Source organism: Cysteiniphilum sp. JM-1, assembly GCF_008711525.1.
Lineage (GTDB): Bacteria > Pseudomonadota > Gammaproteobacteria > Francisellales > Francisellaceae > Caedibacter.
The window spans coordinates 72,554-88,946 of the sequence record NZ_VXKS01000010.1; the positions used below are offsets into that span (position 1 = coordinate 72,554).

Annotated in this window: 9 protein-coding genes; 3 read left to right on the forward strand and 6 right to left on the reverse strand. The window is 39.2% G+C overall.

What is annotated here, in order from left to right:
- Positions 1-26: 26 nt before the first annotated feature.
- Entirely contained in the window at positions 27-308 is a 282-nt protein-coding gene (locus F3D68_RS06190; protein ID WP_151193578.1) for a hypothetical protein, read from the forward strand.
- Here F3D68_RS06190 and F3D68_RS06195 read toward each other — a convergent pair.
- From F3D68_RS06195 to F3D68_RS06205, 3 genes are all read right to left on the reverse strand, one after another.
- On the reverse strand, positions 305-4,486 hold the full coding sequence (locus F3D68_RS06195) for a glycosyl hydrolase (RefSeq protein WP_151193579.1): 4,182 nt from the start codon (positions 4,484-4,486) through the stop codon (positions 305-307). The genes F3D68_RS06190 and F3D68_RS06195 overlap by 4 nt on opposite strands.
- A gap of 102 nt (positions 4,487-4,588) precedes the next feature.
- Positions 4,589-7,291 (reverse strand): PD-(D/E)XK nuclease family protein, encoded by a 2,703-nt coding sequence (locus F3D68_RS06200; RefSeq protein ID WP_151193580.1) that lies wholly within the window; start codon positions 7,289-7,291, stop codon positions 4,589-4,591.
- On the reverse strand, positions 7,284-7,715 hold the full coding sequence (locus F3D68_RS06205) for a universal stress protein (RefSeq protein WP_151193581.1): 432 nt from the start codon (positions 7,713-7,715) through the stop codon (positions 7,284-7,286). The genes F3D68_RS06200 and F3D68_RS06205 overlap by 8 nt, the downstream gene beginning before the upstream one ends.
- 165 nt (positions 7,716-7,880) lie before the next feature.
- On the opposite strand from F3D68_RS06205, the gene F3D68_RS06210 reads away from it, so the two are divergent.
- Positions 7,881-9,947: an AMP-binding protein gene (locus F3D68_RS06210; RefSeq protein ID WP_151193582.1), complete on the forward strand. Its 2,067-nt coding sequence runs from the start codon at positions 7,881-7,883 to the stop codon at positions 9,945-9,947.
- Positions 9,948-10,138: 191 nt separating this feature from the next.
- Here the strand turns inward: F3D68_RS06210 and ftsZ are convergent, their stop codons facing one another.
- Entirely contained in the window at positions 10,139-11,224 is a 1,086-nt protein-coding gene (gene ftsZ / locus F3D68_RS06215; protein WP_151193583.1) for a cell division protein FtsZ, read from the reverse strand.
- 384 nt (positions 11,225-11,608) lie between these two features.
- On the opposite strand from ftsZ, the gene F3D68_RS06220 reads away from it, so the two are divergent.
- The gene (locus F3D68_RS06220) at positions 11,609-12,079 is read left to right on the forward strand and encodes a polyhydroxyalkanoate synthesis regulator DNA-binding domain-containing protein (RefSeq protein ID WP_191092723.1); all 471 of its coding nucleotides are present in this window, start codon (positions 11,609-11,611) and stop codon (positions 12,077-12,079) included.
- Positions 12,080-12,081: 2 nt separating this feature from the next.
- Here the strand turns inward: F3D68_RS06220 and F3D68_RS06225 are convergent, their stop codons facing one another.
- Together F3D68_RS06225 and F3D68_RS06230 are read right to left on the reverse strand one after the other, a co-directional pair.
- Entirely contained in the window at positions 12,082-13,911 is a 1,830-nt protein-coding gene (locus F3D68_RS06225; protein ID WP_151193585.1) for an alpha/beta hydrolase fold domain-containing protein, read from the reverse strand.
- A gap of 94 nt (positions 13,912-14,005) precedes the next feature.
- Positions 14,006-16,141: an adenosylcobalamin-dependent ribonucleoside-diphosphate reductase gene (locus F3D68_RS06230; protein WP_151193586.1), complete on the reverse strand. Its 2,136-nt coding sequence runs from the start codon at positions 16,139-16,141 to the stop codon at positions 14,006-14,008.
- Between the last annotated feature and the right edge of the window lie 252 nt (positions 16,142-16,393).

Sequence of the window (16,393 nt, forward strand, 5' to 3'; positions counted from 1 at the left end):
AGGACAAATACATAGGGAGAAAGTTAATGAAGAAAATCACCGTTGAAGAAAAAATTACTAAGCTTTACCACTGCTCAATTTTAGAGTTTTTTCAACAGTGCATGCACCGCAAAATGGAAACCCATGATATTGCAAAATTACTCGATTGTAGTGTCAGTAACTTGCGTCGTATTGCGCGCAAATATAATTTTCATTTTCACCACCCCGAGCCGACACCGATGTTAGCACAAAATCAAAATTTCCTTAAAAAGAAGCTCAATATCGATAATTTCCTCTCTCGTCGCTGGCGAATTGGGCAGTATGCTTAGAAAAAATACCTCTCTGTTGAAAATTGCCCACGAGGGTCGTCAATCGTTAAAGAGAAACCTTTATTTTGATCAAAACTATCAGCATCTAATTGCCACTGATTATTTTCTTGTCGAATAAGGTGTCTATTCTGCGGAATGCCTTGTTTATCTACGTAATGAATAATCACATAAGCGCGCTCTTGTTTGGCATTAAGCGTGATATTAAATGCCCCATTAGACTGGTTGATAACTGCCGATAAGCTAAAGCGTTCTTCATTCACTTCAATACGTTGATCGTCGTTATGATTGCTATTGTTAGAGGAGTCACTTGCAGATTCTGTTGTCTCTGTCTCAGTTACTGAGCCCACTTGCAATGCCGCTAATGAATATTCCGATGAGCTAAACTGCCCAACATGCATATCGTGTACGGTAAACTGCACTGGTTTCATCAAGTCAATATTATTGCCCTGCCAAGTCCATTGATAACCATCTGTAGGTAATAGATGCACATTTTGTTTAAGACCCTGCTGATCCATATAGTGGAAAATCACATAATGACGCTGCTGTTTTGCATCAAACGCTAATTGCAGCTTATCATTATTGCGTGTCATCTTGGCACTAAAACGCCCCTCTGGATCACTGAGCAAGATACTATTTGAATTAACCTTAGCTTCTTCGTTTGTATTATTTGGATCATTTGAAGTATTTGAATCACTTGTGTTATTACTATTATTTGCCGCTGTATTGTCGGTATTTATAGCTAAGTTGGCTGCTAAATACGCTATACTTTCAAACTGCCCAAATTTTGAATCCTGCAAGGTAAATTTAAACGGTTTATTTAAATCAAAATACTGCGTGCTATAAGTCCACTGCGACTTACCATTGATCATACTATTTAGTATCAGTTGAACATTTTGCTGCACGCCATTGTGATCGATAAAGTGCAAAATAATATAGTTACGCGTCACTTCGCTATTTATCTCAACGGTAACCACATTATCATTAACACGTAATACACCATCAAAGCGCCCTTCAGGATCAGTTATTGCTAAAACGACATCATTACTAGTAGTTGTATCTTGTGAGTTATTCTCTGTTGTTGATGATTGCTCATTATTATTGTCACCACTTTGATTGTTTTGGTCACTATTATTACTGTCATTACTATTATTTGAGTTATTTGTCGATGAATTATTATCTGCTGTATCCTCGGATGTATTGTTTGTTTCAGCATTCGTATTATTATTTGTGTTTGTATTATCATGCGGATCTTCAGTGCTATTTTCTTGAGCAGATAAGGGAGTATGTTTAACAACCCCATTATCCAAAAGTGCGAAACTTCGGGGGTTCACGACAAAACTCACACCATCACTAAAGCGCACTTCTTTCGCCACAGTATCGGCATTAAAAGCAACATAACTATACTGCCCATTGTTATTAAAAACCGCATAGCTTGGCGTATTTGCATAAATATCTTTAACCACCTGACCACGTAGTGTCAGATTATGCAACCAATGATATACCAAGGTATCTGTCGTGCCATATTCGGGCGTGTATTGCATATTTTGGTAAGCTGTCATCGCCCCTTGCGCATCCTGCAGTGCCATATACTGCAATAAAATCCCCTGCCAGTTATTCCACTGTAGATTATTATTGCCATTGGCAGCTTCAAAAAAAGCATTGCTGGCATTTAAATCTGCGATGTTTTTAGCGACATACTGAGGATATTGCCCTAAATATAGTGAGCCACCATGAATCGGTAAGAAATTAATGCCATGGATTTCCTCAGGATTTGCTGTCCACCACGTGCCATAAACACCGCCATCAGACCAAACAATCGCATTATTAGAATGACTGAAATCACTCGGGAAAACGGCATTATCCACATCAAACCAATATTGATTAATCGCTTGATTTTCTAAGCTATATAACAGCACACCCAAGTCTCTTAAGTTATCCTGTTGTGTTGCTTCTGCCCATAAAATCACCGCACTTGAGAAATGCATCGACTCTGACGATGACTCTTGGTTATTACCTGAGGCAAAACTGGCATGTCCTGATGCCCACGCATGTCCAGCATATAGATCATATTGTCTTAACCACGGGAAGCGCATGTCATTACGTTCAATATTTGCCACATCTTTAATGACCAAATTAATCATGTCTTTATAATCGGTAGCCCACGCACTATCGTACAGTGCAATAACGGCTGCCGCTTTAACCAAATAACCATAATGGAAATGGTGATCATTTAACTGATCATTACTGCCAAAAGACGCCGGATAGCCAATGAGTGTACCCCATATTGGCTCATAATAATAAAATGCTTGATCATTATTGGCATCAACCGTTAACCATGCGGCAATATCACTTTTTAAGTGTGATAATAAGTAATCGCGCTCTATCGATAAGCCTAGCTGATCTGCTACCTGAATAAGATCGGCGACTTTGGCATATTCCTTACCACGCCAATAAGTATCTTTAGCACTAAAGAGTGTTGGGTTTGCCTGTAGTCTTTGAAAGTCTGCCATAAACTTTTGGCGCAATAGTGTGCTGTCATCAAACTTAGGTAATATTGGTAGTACTCCATGAAAACGCATTGACGTATTAAAGTGATTATTCGCAACAACACGCATTTCACCGCGCGCGCTTTGATAGCTATATGCGCTTAACTCATCATTACTATTAAGCCATTGATGGCGATAAAGTGCAGCCAATGGCGTATTTATATAATCAGGGTGAGATTCTTTTAATTCTGTTTGTAGATTAAAAGTGCTCAACACACGACTCTGCTCTTTTTGATACTCAAAACTAACTTGCGTATCACGCACAAAGGCAAAGGCATGTTTCTGGTAAAAGCTAAGCGTCTCTGGCGTATTGTCTGGCAAAACTGCCACTGAGAAATAATCCTTGCCGGATAAATTAGATCGTAAACCATAAACCCAGTCATTATTGCCATGCTGCAATCGTTGCCATTGGCTGCCATGTGGCGCAAAAATCCCGTAATGGTGATTGTTAATGGTAACCCCAACAGTATTATTTGACTGATACCATACCTTGGCGATATCACCTGCAGCACGCGGCTCGTTACTGCTACCAATATTTACAGTATTAACAGCAGGCATATGTGCTGTTAGGCGATGATTTGACGCATCAAGATAATAGCTTTGTGCCTCTAGTTGGAAAGGTAATTTGACATTTGTTTGTGTTAAATCCAGTAGCAAGCTTCCTTGCCCTTCCGTTTGCCAAATCTCAACACGCACCTTACCATTATTAAAATGTTGATACTGACCATAAGATCGATCTTGATCTAAGCCACCGCGATCATTCTGTGTGTATCGCTCAATACTTTGCTCGTCGGCATCCGTCGCAAAATTACTATAAAGCTCGACTTTATCATACTCGCCATCACCGTTGAAATCATAGGATATACGCGCTTTAACCGCCAAGCCTGGTGCGTTGGCATTAATAAATATGGCAAACTCCGTAGCACTTCCAAGATATTGACCATTGATATGATCTAATGTGAATACTTGTGCATTAAACGGTGAGAAATGATGATTTTGTTTAAGCTCAGCAAATTCAATCACCGCATCTTTGTTGCCCTTTTTTTCAAAATAGGTAAAAGATAATCCATGACCAAAAGTCGCTCTTAACTCATTTTGCCCTTGTTGCCATAAGCTTGTCACAGTCCAATCAGAATAAGCATCAACAACCGTTTTATCAACGTTAAAACCATCTAAGCCAACCGTCATATCAGCAAAATGCGGGTATTGATAGCCTGAATTGCGTTGCAAAATTTTGCCCTGCCATTCATGCGAATAAACACGCGCCTCCTGTGGATAGCCAATCTCTAAACCTTTGGCATTTGTTTTTACACTTAATGGATGCGGAAACATCGCCTCTGAAAACATGTTTTGATTATTAAAACTCCAAATAAGCGATGACCACCAATCGGTTGTTGGATAAGGAGAGCTCAACTGTGAGGAGACTTTAGGTGCTGCATTTAATGCAGTAAATGGTTTGCCACTCATTATATCCACTCTATTATGCAAGCTATCGGTATAACTACCCTTTTCAAGCGATAAGATATCGGCAAATGTTGGTGACAAACAAAATAATGAGCCAAAGCCTAAATAGCGAGATAGACGTGACACTTTAAAAAACTTAACAGGTGATAATAACTTATTGGTATTCATAATATGCTCCTCTTAAAGTCAAAAGAATGTATGCACATTTAGTATACAAATGAATAAAGAATCACAGGTGTTTTTTTGATGACTAAAAATGACTAAAGATGACTAGAAGTAACTCACACGACAAACAATCGCAAACTCACAATACTGACAACTTGCCGCTGAGGGCGTTAGCATCGACTCACCTGCAACGAAACCTGACATTTGCTCATCCAATTGTCTTTGCCAATAGTGTTTTAATGCCGTGTAATTTTGTGGCGCATCTTCAGATATTTTTTTGGCAGGATACGCTTTTGGTTCGCCTTCTTGTATCCAATCATCAATGCTTGAGATACTTTGCAAGCCAATCTTAGCACCATTTACTGTCGCAACTGCCACGGCATCAGCATTTTCATAGATGGCATATAATGGCAATTGCGACTCAGTAATCGGTGATTTCAGTAAATCACTAATTTGATAACTTTTAGAAGTTTTATAATCAATGACCACGGTATGATTGTCTTTAAGTCGATCAATTCGATCTAAACGTAGCTTAAGTGTCACCCCTGCAATCGTGCATTTGAGCTCTTTTTCAAGTGCTAAGATCTCAAACGGCTCTTGGCGTGATTTTTCATAGTCAAGCCATTGTATGATCACCTCTTGCAGACGCATGATCTCAACTTCTTTAATAAGTTGTGGCAGCATATTGATTAATGCCACATGCATATTTAATGCTGATTGGAGATGTTGCGCTACTTTTTCAATTAATATATCTCTTGATACCTTAGTTAAGTTGTCAGATGTTCTTAACTCACGCCAAATCTGCTCTAATACATGATGGATAATCACACCTTTCTCAAGTGCTGATAATATTGGCTTATGCGCTTTATCGGCATCTAGGTGCAACCGATGAATCAATGCCGCGCGATACGGACATTCAGCAAAGTTTTTAAAAACTTGCGAGCCACCTTTGAGTGTTTGACAAGCTTCAGTTGTCATAGCTTGCAGTGAACTGTCTTCAAATACATTAAAGTGAACCTCATCATTCTTGTTATAATCAAGCTTTGTGTGATCATAGTCAATTGCAGCTAATCCCATCAGTAAAGGTGAGCACATTTGTATTTTTTCATCATTTAATAAGGCATAGCTAAAATGAATATGTTTCGCCTGTTTAGTTAAGCGCTTGGTAATGGTTTTGGCAAACTGAAGCTCTCGCTCGACACTGGAATGTGGCATCGAGTATGATCTTTGCAATGACAAAGGCAAATAAGGATTCATATTGGCAAGACTTGGCCAGTTACTATCATTCATGCGTATCACAAACAGATGATCAAAATAAACTTCGGTTGCCTCAAGCATCCCTAGGATATGCACGCGTGGATTCGTTGTCGTTTCAGTTTGAAAAAGCATGTTACTGGCTAATGTTTGTAACTCTATTAACCACTGATTAAACTCAAGCTTAATCTCTAAGCGCGTTAACATAATAAGCTTATTAAGCAGCTTATAAAACTGTGCCAACGCCTGATGCTCCATACTGGTAAGCTTGCAATGATCAAGATACCCAAGGATTGCAAGTGCCTCTTTTAGCTTTTCAATAAAAGTAAAGGCTGTGATTTTACCCTCTTGCCTATGCGATTTATGGAAACGTAACATTTGCGTAATCACTTCCAATAAAACTGGATCACAATCATCAGTAAATAACTTAAGTTTAACCAACTTAGCAAACTCAATGGATTCAGGGACTTTTGATTTAAGAGATTGCAGCTTTTGATATCTTTGAGTTTTGAAATCAGCGTGCCCTTTAAGATAGCTTGAGCTTATCATCAATTTCATATCATCATAGCTTAGCGTTTTGCTCATCTTAAGCCATAGCATCAGCTGATAAACAATGCCTTGATACAATAAACTTTCGCCACTTGATATGGTATATTCACGCGCACTGTTATCTAACAGTGGATTTTGTTTGACTTCAGTTGCAATAAAATACTGATCAAAGGCATCAATCAAAGTACTAAATTGCGTCTGTAAATCTGGCACAATCACGCCAATTGTTGCTTGTGGTTTGCTTTGGATTAATTCAAAGACAGCTTTAGCAACTTTTTGAATCTCCAGTTGATCCTCAAGATATTCGGTTATCTGCAGCTTGCTTTTTGTATTGATTAAAGTCCAATTATCTATCGTAATATCAAGCTTAGATACGCAATACGCAAAAAGCGCCTCCATTTGCGGTGTTACGGTATCAAAACCAACTAGGATAATTTTCTGATAATCCAAATGCTCAAACGTCTTCACTAATACCTCATGCTTTGCCAAAAGCGCTGTGATCAGACATGATTTATCTATCCAGTTATGCTCAGTCAAGGTGTTTTGATAGCGCTCGATCCAACGCAAAAACAAACGAACATTCTTATTTGCTGTTTCATTCTCAAGTGCTTTAACATCCAGATTCCATTGTTGTAATAGTTGCCATGCACCCAGTACGAGCTTTGCCTGCTGCGCATTGGGCATAAAAACATCCGCATCATCCTTAAGAAAGCTCAATAATAAAAAGCGTGCCTCATCATCGCTGATTAAGTTAGGCAACGCATGATCAATCATTTGTGCATGCGCATATAAGGCGTCAACGAACCCATCAAAACTCATACAAACATCACGCAATACGACATATTGTTGCTTATTGCGCACATAGTCTAAATACATTGCCGTTAAATGATCTTTTAGGCGAGTGTTTGCCGTAATGATAATGGTTTTGTTATCAATCTGATTTAATAACCCAAGATAATGACTAATATCTTTATCACCATTTAATTGTTTGTATGCATCAAGCATTTTTTAGAATAACCACATCACACGGTGCATTATTAGAAATCTTGCTTGCAACTGAGCCCATGCGCCCAAAAACGCCATGGTGGTGACCGTTGAGAATCAAAAGATCGATGTTTTGTTTCTCGATATATTCAATAATGCCATCTGCCACAGAATCCGCATCAATCACTTTGCAGATTACATGATCATGTTTGGCAATATTTGCAGTAACTTCAGTAAACTTCTGTGTCAGGCGATCCTTAATTAACTGATTAGGGGTTTTCTCTGAAATACCTGCGCCATAGCCATAGTCAAAAACGGTTTTATGGACACTGATAACATGCAGCTTCGCTTTTTTGGTTTTAGCATAATCAACCAAATGATCCAATACTTTTGCCACATCATCATTGGCATCAATTGCATAAATAATATTTTGGTATTCAAACATTCATATCTCCTTTTAGTTGCGCTCATTTACACTCTATTCCGACCTTGGGATTAAGGTCAAGCGAATACTTTACAGGAATGAACCTTTTTACTTCAATTTAATTTTAGCTACAATATCCTTGTTTTGTGCTTTAAATCAATTTAAAAAATTAAAAAAGGAAAAGCCATGGATAAGGATTTAGATTTTTTATGTAATACACCATTAACAGCTGATATAAATGCTATCAAACAACTGCTTATAAGCAAATTATCACCTCAGAAAAAATGGCAACAACTAACACAACACCATTTAACACCCGATTTTCCTTTTGATATTCATTATAAGCTATATCACCTTTGTTATGCTAAGAGCGAATTTAAACCGATTTGGTTGCCAGATAGTGAAACAATGAAAAGTAGCTACTTAGGCAAATGGATTAATCAGCTTAATTTTTCCGATGTTTCACAGTTTTATCAATACAGCATTGAAGCCCCTCAAGCTTTCTGGGGACAAGCAATTGCTGATTTAAATTTACCTTTTAGTAAAAAGCCAACAGCAAGCTTTGATATGTCATTATTCCCCTACACGCCAACATGGTTGCCAGGTGCTTCTTTTAATATTGCTGGTTGTTGTATTGATGTTGAAGATGATCTTGCGATGAAGCCTGCGATTATTTATAAAGGGATGCGTTATGGTAAATATACCGATCAAACAATAAATTATACCGAGCTCAAAGACTTGGTACTTACAATTGCTCAAGGGCTTAAACATCATTATCAATTAAGCCCAAAGGATACTGTTGCCATTATTATGCCGATGAATATTGAGGCAGTGGCAACTTACTTGGCTGTTATCTATCTTGGTGCGAGTGTTGTTTCAATTGCCGATAGCTTTTCCGAGAATGAAATCAATAAACGGCTTAGTATTAGCAATTGCAAACTCGTAGTAACACAAGATGTAATCACTCGCGGCAATAAAACGCTTGAACTCTATCAAAAGATTATGAGCTGTCAGGTTTCATCAATTATCTGCTTAAACACTAAAAATCAAGGTGTCAACTTACGCGTTAATGACATGTCTTTTGATGATCTGTTAACTCCAAATAACACAAATATAATGCTTGATCCTTATCTACATAATGCGCAAGGTGTTATTAATATTTTATTCTCATCAGGCACAACAGGCACACCAAAAGCCATTATTTGGGAGCAAAGCACGGCACTTAAAGCAGCAACCGATGCCAAGCTTTATATGGATACTAACAAAGAAGATATCTGGGCATGGCCAACCAATCTTGGCTGGATGATGGGGCCGTGGCTTGTATTTGCGGTGTTTTTAAATCGAGCAACGATGGTATTAACTGAAGATTTGCCGACTTCACTTGAATTCGCCCAGTTTATTGAAAAAACTCAAGTCACTAAACTGGGTGTGATTCCAAGTATCGTTAACGCATGGCGCACTCATGCCGTGCTTGAAGAAGTTAATTGGCAGCATATTAAGCTCTTTGCCAGCACTGGTGAATCCTCCAATGTTGAAGATATGTTTTATCTATCATTACATGCCGGCTATAAACCGATTATAGAATACTGTGGCGGCACTGAGATTGGTGGTGCTTATATCAGCTCAACACTATTGCAGGCAAATGTCCCTTCCCAGTTCTCACAAGTATGTTTTGGTATTGAGCTTAAGCTTTTGGATGAGAAGCAGCACATTTTGCCACAAAACACTGTGAGTGTTGGTGAAGCTGCATTAAGTTCTTGTGCATTAGGCTTATCCAATCGTTTATTAAATGCTGATAACAATGATATATATTATCGTGATATGCCATCTTATAACGATATACCATTACGTCGACATGGTGATTTATTAAAGCGCACAGCCTATGGCTATTACCGCTCATTGGGACGTGCTGATAACACCATGAATTTAGGTGGAATTAAAACCTCAAGTGCTGAGATTGAGCAAGTGCTTTTAAATTTAGCGCATATTTATGAGCTCGCTGCAGTGGCAGTTAATGATGAAGTTGAAGGAATATCTAAACTCGTTATTTATGTTGTACCAACAGCACAAATGGATCTTTGTCAGTTAAAATCACAAATGCAAACATTGCTTAAAGAGCATTTAAATCCATTGTTCAAAATAAATGATGTTATTTTAATTGAAAAACTGCCAAGAACAGCAAGCAACAAGGTGATGCATCGTGAATTAAAAGCGCATTATGCGCAATATTGTCAAAATAGTCCGTGTTGCTGAAGAAGTTTATTAACTGAGGTTACGCACTTTAGAAAAACCATGATTGCATAAACACCCCGTCAGCCTACGGCTGCCACCCCTCTTGCAAAGAGGGGAATTGGGCGACCGTGATTTTAATTCCCCTCTTTGCAAGAGGGGTGCCGAGCTTGCGAGGCGGGGTGTTGAAATAGCAAAAGTCGTAACTCAAGTTATTAATTATCTTCTGGATTTGCTTTACGCGCCAAGGTTTGCCCTTCGGTTAAGCTACTTTGGTTAGATTGAGTCTGTGTTTTTACCTGACGAATCGTGTTGTAGCGTTCAGTGGTGACATCAACATCAAAGCCAGTTGCAATAATCGTGATATCGACATTATCACCCATATCTTCTTTGATGGAGGTGCCGATAATAACTGGCGCGTCAGGAGATGCAATCTCTGCCACACGATCACCTAACTCGGTGAATTCACCTAAAGAAATATCATTACTAGAAGTAACACATACCAATAAACCTTTGGCATCTTTCAGTTCAATGTCTTCTAACAAGTCACAAGAAACCGCCTTGTCAACCGCTTTTAAAATACGATCTTCACCACCGGCGTGCCCCGTGCCAATTACTGCCAAACCAGGAGACGCCATAACTGTTTTCACATCCGCAAAGTCAACGTTAATGTGACCAGGGGTACGAATAATTCCAGTCATTGATGACATCGCATTAAAAAGCACATCATTAGCAGCGTGGAAAGCTTCCATTAGCGTTGTTCTGTCCCCCAATGATTTACGTAATTTATCATTCGGAATAACGATCAAGGAATTGACATGCTCTTGAAGTGCTGAAATACCTTGTCTAGCAACAACCTCGCGACGTCGCCCTTCAAATGAAAAAGGTGTCGTTACCACGCCCACTGTCACAATACCTTTGCGTTTTGCAACTTCAGCAATAACACCAGCAGCCCCCGTACCAGTACCGCCGCCCATGCCTGCAGTAATGAATAACATATCACAGTTAGCAATAGCTTCTTCAATATGATGCATGCTCTCTTGTGCTGCTTTAAGACCGACCTCAGGATTGGCTCCGGCACCTAGCCCTTTGGAAATAAACTCACCAATTTGCACTTTATGTGGTGCTAAATTTTTATCAAGCGCTTGCTTATCAGTATTCATCGCATAAATTTGCGCACCTTGCAGCCCTTTTTCCACCATGTAACTGACAGCATTGCCGCCGCCGCCACCAACACCGATTACTTTAATACGACCATGTTCAAAACCACTTGAATGTTGTTCTTGATCTAAACTTGCCATCGTTTCTCCTAAAACTTTTCCCTTAACTAAAAACGCTTATAGTATATACGTAAATACGCTAAAATAACGATATTTCTGCGCTTTCATGCAAAAATCTTTCGTAAATAAAAGAAATTGGCTAAGACTAAATGCTCACCCACAAGTGCTCACCGTACCCTGAGCGTAAGTCGAAGGGTAGCTTGGGAAAATCATACTTGATAAAGGCTTCGACTTACGCTCAGCCAACGCTTACACAATCAAAGTGGGCAGGAATATGGTCATAGCCCAGAAATTTAGCATAAATTATTTTTTGCACCGTGTATTTGCTTTTCTCATATATTGATAATGAATGATTTATGTTACACTGCGATTCAAGTAAGTTTTCTAGATGATGGGAATTTTTTCATGGAGAAGCAATACGATAAAAACGAAGTTAGACTCATTAAGAAGTACCCCAATCGGCGTTTGTATGACACTCAAGACAGTTGTTATATTACCGCAGAAGGTGTACACAAACTGATTATTGAGCATGAAAATGTCGTTGTCGTTGAGAATAAAAGTGGCAAAGATATCACTCGTAGTGTACTCATGCAGATTATTAACGATCTTGAGGAAACGAGCCCTCGACAGATGTTTAGTAATGAATTTTTGGCACACATTATTAAATCTTATGGCACCGATATGCAAAATACGCTGGTGATGTGTTTTAATAAAACACTGGATTTATATCTAGGACAAAAACACGCCACGGAAGCCATTTCCAAAAAATCAAATACTGCAATGTCACCAAGCGATTACTTCAACACCACCGCAAGAGACAATATTAATCGTTGGCAAAAATCTTGGGATAATCTAAAAAGCTCAAAAAAGCCATAGTGTTATTTAGCAGCCAAGAAACGTTCGATCCGCTGATACAATACTTCGCATTCCTGCGGCACTAATTTACCAAAATTAATAAAGCCGTGAATCATGTTATCAAAATGATAATGATGTGTGTCAACTCCTTTCTCCATCAGACTTTGCGCAAAGAGCAAACCTTCATCTCTTAATGGGTCAAAGCCTGCGGTAAACACCATTGTGCGTGGCATTTTTTCAAGATCTTTAATGTACAGTGGCGATATCTCTGGCTCAGTACCATCCATATTTTCAGGTCGATACTGTGCGTTATACCAATTGACTTGACGTGACTCTAATAAATACCCTTGACTAAATTCGCGCATTGACTCGGTGTTATGTGTCAAATCAGTTGTCGGATAAATAAGCACTTGATTGCTTACCGTAAACTCGCCTGTTTGAATGGATTTCTCAACACAAAGTGCCGTGTAGTTGCCTCCTGAGCTATCACCAATCATGGTAAAGTCATTATGATCAGCCTTAATATCCACAGCATGCTCATATGCCCATTTAGCGACTTGATAGACATCATTAAACCCAGCTGGATATGGATTCTCAGGTGCTAAACGATAGTCAATAGCCAACACCACGCGATTGGTTGTATGTGCCAAATGCCTACACGGCGCATCAAATGAATCAAGTGTTCCTGAAACAAACCCGCCACCATGAGTATAAATCACAATAGGTAAATGCTCTTTAGGATTTGGATGATATAAGCGTACATTAATCTCACGCCCATCTACCTTAACCGCAAAATCACGCACAGAGGCAATATCGACTTTGCTGCCAGCGTATAACATAAGCGATGCTGCCGATTTGCGCACACCTGCAATGGATAAAATATCATCTTTTCTATATTTATTGACGAAATCTAATAAGTTTTGCAGCTTTTCTGGTACCGCTTTTTGCCCATGATAGAGGGTTACCTCTCGAATAGTTTCAGCAGTTGATGTAGAAACAATCGCTTCACCATGAGATTTTGCTAACACGTTAAACCAGCTTTGTTGGCGCGGCGTCATTCTGTCACCCATACCACTGATCGAGCTTGCAATTCCTTGATCACTACAATCACTTTGTGAGAATTCAGTTAAGTTTTCACCAACCCAATGAATTAACATCACAGCCTTAGCATGGTTATCAAAGCGCGTTTGTAATATACAATCATTATTGGCGATATCATCTGACCATGGCACATAATCAACGATAAAATTACAAGGTAAATAATGAAGCCCCGCCTCGCGTGCTAAGGCAAACTCAGGAAAGGCAGTCATGCCAATAACTCCACCACCCATTGCCTGATAACATTTAGCATCAATCATCGTTGGAAATTGCGGACCATCAATGCACACGCAAATTTGTCCAAAATGAATAGGAAAATCAAAATGAGATTTTTGTTTTTTGATGATGTTAGCCGCCTTTTCACTGATTGGATGGGTTAGTGAAACATAGGCTAAGATGCCATCATCACAAAAAGTGGACTCGCGCAACCCTTTGGTGCGGTCAATATACTGATAAGGGATTGCCATATCGCCGGGTTTTAATACCGTTTGCAAGCTACGCACAGATGACAAAGCTAAAATAGCGGTCGCACCATATTTTTTAAGGGCATAAATGTTCGCGCGATAATTGATTTTACTCGGTAAGATATTTTCAGACTGTCCTGTGCGACACAAAAACAACATTTCAGCATCGCCGACTTTAATACGATAAAAGCCATTTGAACATAGCCCAAATGGTGTCTCGCGCGGTAAGGTTTCTAATACTTCAAACTCATCAAATTCTTCAAATCCACTGCTACCGATAATTGCCCACATAATTTTTCCTTATGGATTAATTGCCTGATCTATATTATCGGATAGTCTTGGCTATTTATCCAATCTAAAACAGCCAAAGTTTTATTTTTAAGGATTAAAACTTGCCGTAATACCCTTCTTTTAAAGCATCATAAAGATTTGCTGCTGTGTGCTCTTCACCATCATACTCGATCATTTCATTACCCTTTAACTCAAGCACTGAGCCATCATCAAGGGTAAAACGATACTTGGTTTTCTCAAGATCCTCATCTTTAACCAATACACCTTGGAAAACTTCAGGATTAAACCTAAAGGTCGTGCAACCCTTTAAACCTTGATGATAGGCATAAAGATAGATGTCTTTAAAATCAGCAAATGGAAAATCAGTCGGCACGTTAGCCGTTTTTGAAATACTTGAATCAACCCATTTTTGTGCAGCTGCTTGAATATCAACATGCTCTTTTGGTTTGACATTATCGGCACTGATGAAATACTCTGGTAATTTTTGTGCTGGATCCTTGGTAAATGGCATGGCTTCTTTATTGACTAACTGACGATATGCCAATAACTCATAAGAAAACACATCCACCTTTTCCTTGGATTTTTTACCTGCACGAATGACATTGCGCGCATAGTGATGCGCAAAGCTTGGTTCAATACCGTTACTCACATTATTTGCTAATGATAACGAGATCGTCCCCGTAGGGGCAATCGATGTGTGATGGGTAAAGCGACAACCATGCTCACAAATAGCATCAATAATGGAGATGTCTTCTTGGGAGATGCGCTGCATATAGCGACTATATTTAGCATGTAACATACGTCCTTTAATAATGTCACCGACTTTAATCCCATCTGCTGCCATTTCAGGACGCAAGCGCAAAAACTCTTCTGTAACGGTGTAGTCTTTTTCAAGCACAGGCGCACTACCCTTTTCTTTGGCAAGTTTAACCCCTTCACGCCAACCTTCTAATGCCATTTGCTTGGCAACCTCTTCGGTAAACGCTACTGAGTCTTTACTGCCATATTTCATCTTAAGCATGGTAATGGCTGAACCCAAACCTAAAAAGCCCATGCCATGGCGGCGTTTGGATTCGATCTCATGACGTTGCTCTTTTAATGGTAAGCCATTGATTTCAACGACATTATCAAGCATACGCGTGAAAATACGCACGACTTTGCGATATTTATCCCAATCAAAACGTGCTTCTTTGGTAAATGGTGCCTCAATAAACTTAGTTAAATTAACTGAACCTAACAAACAAGAGCCATAAGGTGGTAATGGTTGCTCACCGCATGGGTTTGTTGCGCGTATTGTCTCGCAAAACCAATTGTTATTATCTTCATTAACCTTATCGATTAAGATAAATCCAGGCTCGGCATAGTCGTAGGTTGATGACATGATCATATCCCATAAACGACGCGCCTTGATCGTGCTATAAATTTTGCAAGCAACAAGTCCTGAATCATCACTGATATACCCCTCTTTCACTGCCCAATCGCGCCATAATACTTGTGATTTATCCTGTAAATCAATCTTATGCGCTTTTTGTTCAGCTTCGGTCATTGGGAAAGCCAAATGCCACTGCCCATCATGCTCAACGGCATCCATAAAGTCTTTAGTGATGAGTAATGACAGATTAAATTGGCGCAAACGTCCATCTTCACGTTTGGCACGGATAAAATCAAAGACATCAGGATGCCCAACATCAAATGTGCCCATTTGTGCACCACGTCTACCACCTGCTGACGCCACGGTAAAACACATTTTGTCATAGATATCCATAAATGACATGGGACCTGAAGTATGCGCACCAGCGCCTGCAACAAACGCACCCTTTGGACGTAATGTCGAGAACTCATAACCAATCCCGCATCCAGCTTTAAGTGTCAATCCTGACTCATGCACTTTTTGCAAAATATCATCCATTGAATCATGAATTGTGCCTGACACCGTACAATTGATCGTAGAGGTGGCAGGTTTATGCTCAAGTGCGCCAGCATTAGAGACGATTCTTCCAGCAGGAATGGCACCATTTCTTAAAGCCCACAAGAACTCTTCATAATATTTTTGTCGCAACGCTTTGGTTGTCTCAACCTCTGATAATGCTTTCGCAACACGCTGATATGTCGCATCAATATCTTGATCAACCGGTTCACCTAAACGTGTTTTCAAACGGTATTTACTATCCCAAATATCCAAGGATGCTGCTTGAAAATCTATTGTAGCTGTTGCTTCTGTCAACGACATGGGGGCTCCTCATAACTTAAAAACCAAAAAATACTCGTGCTATTCTAGCGCTATTTTTTATGAATGGCGGTATTTTTTTCCTTGAATATTTTTATGATATGACTTGACTCATCGGCTTTAATTGAGTTTCGTGACAAAACAAACCTTCAAGGCAGTAGTATCGTTTTGGTAAGCATTTATTTAGCGCTTAACCTAATTTATCCATGCAATTTTAAACAAAAGCATTTGGTAAAGAATACTTAACTGATATAT

Excerpts from the sequence above, each read along its gene's own strand:
- ftsZ (WP_151193583.1), bottom strand. The coding sequence starts at position 11,224 with ATGGCAAGTTTAGATCAAGAACAACATTCAAGTGGTTTTGAACATGGT.
- F3D68_RS06190 (WP_151193578.1), top strand. The coding sequence starts at position 27 with ATGAAGAAAATCACCGTTGAAGAAAAAATTACTAAGCTTTACCACTGC.
- F3D68_RS06225 (WP_151193585.1), bottom strand. The coding sequence starts at position 13,911 with ATGTGGGCAATTATCGGTAGCAGTGGATTTGAAGAATTTGATGAGTTT.
- F3D68_RS06200 (WP_151193580.1), bottom strand. The coding sequence starts at position 7,291 with ATGCTTGATGCATACAAACAATTAAATGGTGATAAAGATATTAGTCAT.
- F3D68_RS06210 (WP_151193582.1), top strand. The coding sequence starts at position 7,881 with ATGGATAAGGATTTAGATTTTTTATGTAATACACCATTAACAGCTGAT.
- F3D68_RS06230 (WP_151193586.1), bottom strand. The coding sequence starts at position 16,141 with ATGTCGTTGACAGAAGCAACAGCTACAATAGATTTTCAAGCAGCATCC.
- F3D68_RS06220 (WP_191092723.1), top strand. The coding sequence starts at position 11,609 with ATGGAGAAGCAATACGATAAAAACGAAGTTAGACTCATTAAGAAGTAC.
- F3D68_RS06195 (WP_151193579.1), bottom strand. The coding sequence starts at position 4,486 with ATGAATACCAATAAGTTATTATCACCTGTTAAGTTTTTTAAAGTGTCA.
- F3D68_RS06205 (WP_151193581.1), bottom strand. The coding sequence starts at position 7,715 with ATGTTTGAATACCAAAATATTATTTATGCAATTGATGCCAATGATGAT.